Annotated in this window: 2 protein-coding genes and 1 pseudogene; 2 read left to right on the top strand and 1 reads right to left on the bottom strand. The window is 75.3% G+C overall.

Going from position 1 to position 2,344, the window contains the following annotated elements; genetic code table 11:
- Together ND748_RS30215 and ND748_RS30210 are read left to right on the top strand one after the other, a co-directional pair.
- A pseudogene (locus ND748_RS30215) lies at positions 1-442 on the top strand (hypothetical protein); the annotation flags it as partial.
- A 131-nt stretch (positions 443-573) separates the two neighbouring features.
- Complete coding sequence (locus ND748_RS30210; RefSeq protein ID WP_251749638.1) at positions 574-1,449, top strand: PKD domain-containing protein; 876 nt, start codon at positions 574-576, stop codon at positions 1,447-1,449.
- A 69-nt stretch (positions 1,450-1,518) separates the two neighbouring features.
- Here the strand turns inward: ND748_RS30210 and ND748_RS30205 are convergent, their stop codons facing one another.
- Positions 1,519-2,142, bottom strand: a complete 624-nt coding sequence (locus ND748_RS30205) for an NUDIX domain-containing protein (protein WP_251749636.1) — start codon at positions 2,140-2,142, stop codon at positions 1,519-1,521.
- Positions 2,143-2,344 lie beyond the last annotated feature (202 nt).

Genomic DNA, 2,344 nt, shown 5'->3' with positions numbered 1-2,344 from the left:
CCCATCCGCCGGCGGCTTCGCCGGGACGGCCGGGGGCTCCGACGACGCGCCCGCCGCAGCCGCCCGCACGGTCGAGGCGTACTTCCGCGAGATCAACGACGCCACCCGGGCCGGCCGGCTCGCCGTGATCACGCCGACCGCGCTGGCCGGCTGCCAACCGTGCGCCCTGGACGTCGGGGTGACCCGATCGCTCGAACAGCGCGGCCTGCATGCCGACGCCGCCGCCTACCGACTCACCGACCTGTCCGCCCAGCCCCGAGCCGGGCTCGTCGCCGTCGTGACCTTCACCCTGCACACCGGCGCCGTCGGGCTGCTCGACCTTGCCGGGCGCCACACCGCCGACGCCCCCGGCGTGCCCACCCGGGCCGCCACGGCCGAGCTCGCCCTCACCCAGCATGGTTGGCGCATCCAGACCCTGCGCTACGCCCCGGGACCGCCATGACGATCCCGCCTGCATCCTCGGACTCGCCCGCCGGTCGGCGGCCGCTCTCCAGCCCGCGCCCGCTGTCCCCGCGGCGGTCGCCATCCACACGGCGATGGCAGTCCACACGGCGGTGGCTCGGCCGGTTGGCGGTGGTCGCCGTCGCGGTCGGGCTGCTCGCCGGTGTCGGCGGCCCGCTGCCCGGCCCGGGGATGTTCGGGCTGCCGGGGCTGCCCACCGCCGGCCGCGCCGAAGCGGCTCCCAGCGGCGAGACCCGGATACCCTGCGTCGGCGTGCTCTGGGGAAGCTGCGACACCCGGGCCACCGCCAACGGCTACCAGTACCGCTACCACGACGGGGTGCTCGAGCGCATTCCCGCCGGCGCCGACGGGGGCGTTCCAAGGCGGGCATCCTGCGGGCAGGCCTGCCCGGACGACCCCGCCGCGGTCTGCGAACTGTACGAGCTCGTGGGCCCGGACCCGGCGATGACGCCGGCCGAACGCGCCCAGTTCGACCAGACGATGGCCGGATGCAACAACTACCTGCTACCCGACAACGCGGTGCCGCTCGCGGCCGTGCAGGCGGCACTCGCCGACTACCTGCGGGACAAGCTCCTGCCGAAACCGTCGATCGTCATCGCGCCGTCCGGGCGCAGCTTCGCGAACCTGGCGACGATTCTCTACACGCCCGTGCCGGAGTCGTACACGTTCAACGTCGACCAGCCCGTCGTCGCCACGATCAGCGCGATCCCGCACTACCGCTGGGAGTTCGGCGACGGCGAGACCGGGCCCGACGCGCCCGGGCGGCCCTACGACTCGGCGATCTCCCCGCGGGACCATCCCGAGGCGTACGTGTCGCACGAGTACGCCCGGCCGGGGCAGTACCAGGTGACCCTCACCGTGACCTGGGACGGAACCTTTGCCCTGCCCGGCGTCGCGGAGGCGTTTGCGCTGGACCCGGTGACCCTCGCCGCCGCGCAGGGCCTCGTCGTCAACGAGGCCGCCGGCGTACTGGTCCACAACGACTGACGTCCACGAGGGCCGACCCGACGGGCTCGACGCTGCCCGATCTCCCGCCGGTGTCGGTCCACTCGGCTGTCAGCCGCGATGGGCGGGTCGGGCCGGCCAGGGGGCGTCGATCGGGCGCAGTTCGGCGAAGTTCGCCGCCCGCGCCCGCGCCGTCGCCAGCAGGCCGACGACCGCCATCGCGTTGGTGATCTCGCCGCGCAGGACCCGCGCGACGGCCTCGTCGAGGTCGATGCGCGCCAGACCCATCTCGGCCTCCTCGTGCACCGGCACGTACCGCTCGGCCGCCGGGATCTCGTGCAGGTCCCGAGCCAGGAAGACCCGGTAGGCCTCGTCGGTCATCCCCGGCGAGGACCACACGTCGACAAGCAGGTCGTACCGGTCGGCGCGCAGCCCGGCCTCCTCGGCGAGCTCCCGGGCGGCGGCGACGGACGCCGGCTCCCCGGGCACGTCGAGGATGCCGGCGGGCAGCTCCCACAGCGGGCCGCCGACGGGATGGCGGTACTGGTGCACCATCACGACCCGGCTGCCGTCGTCGAGCGCGACCACGCCCACAGCGCCGGGGTGGACGATGACATCGCGCTGGGAGATGTCGCCCTCGGGCATGCGCACCTGGTCGCGGCGGACGGAGATGATCCGTCCCTCGTAGGCGAGCGTGCTCTCGGTGACCTCGTAGCGGTGCGCCTCGGCGGTCATGGCGCTACCAGGGCAGCCGTGCCGTTGGAGCTGGCCCCCGGTCGGGCGTTGCCGACCCCGCGCCGGCCGCCGCCCCGGCCGGGCGGGCGCCCGCCGTGGGGGGGTCGCCCGGGCCCCCCCAGGGGGGGCGCCTGCGGGACGTCCAGCAGGCGCTGCTCGCCGGCGCCGACCCGGCGGACGTCACCCGAGTGACCGGCATCGA

Source organism: Frankia sp. AiPs1 (genome assembly GCF_023716945.1).
GTDB lineage: Bacteria > Actinomycetota > Actinomycetes > Frankiales > Frankiaceae > Frankia.
This window is presented reverse-complemented; position numbering and strand designations above follow the sequence as displayed.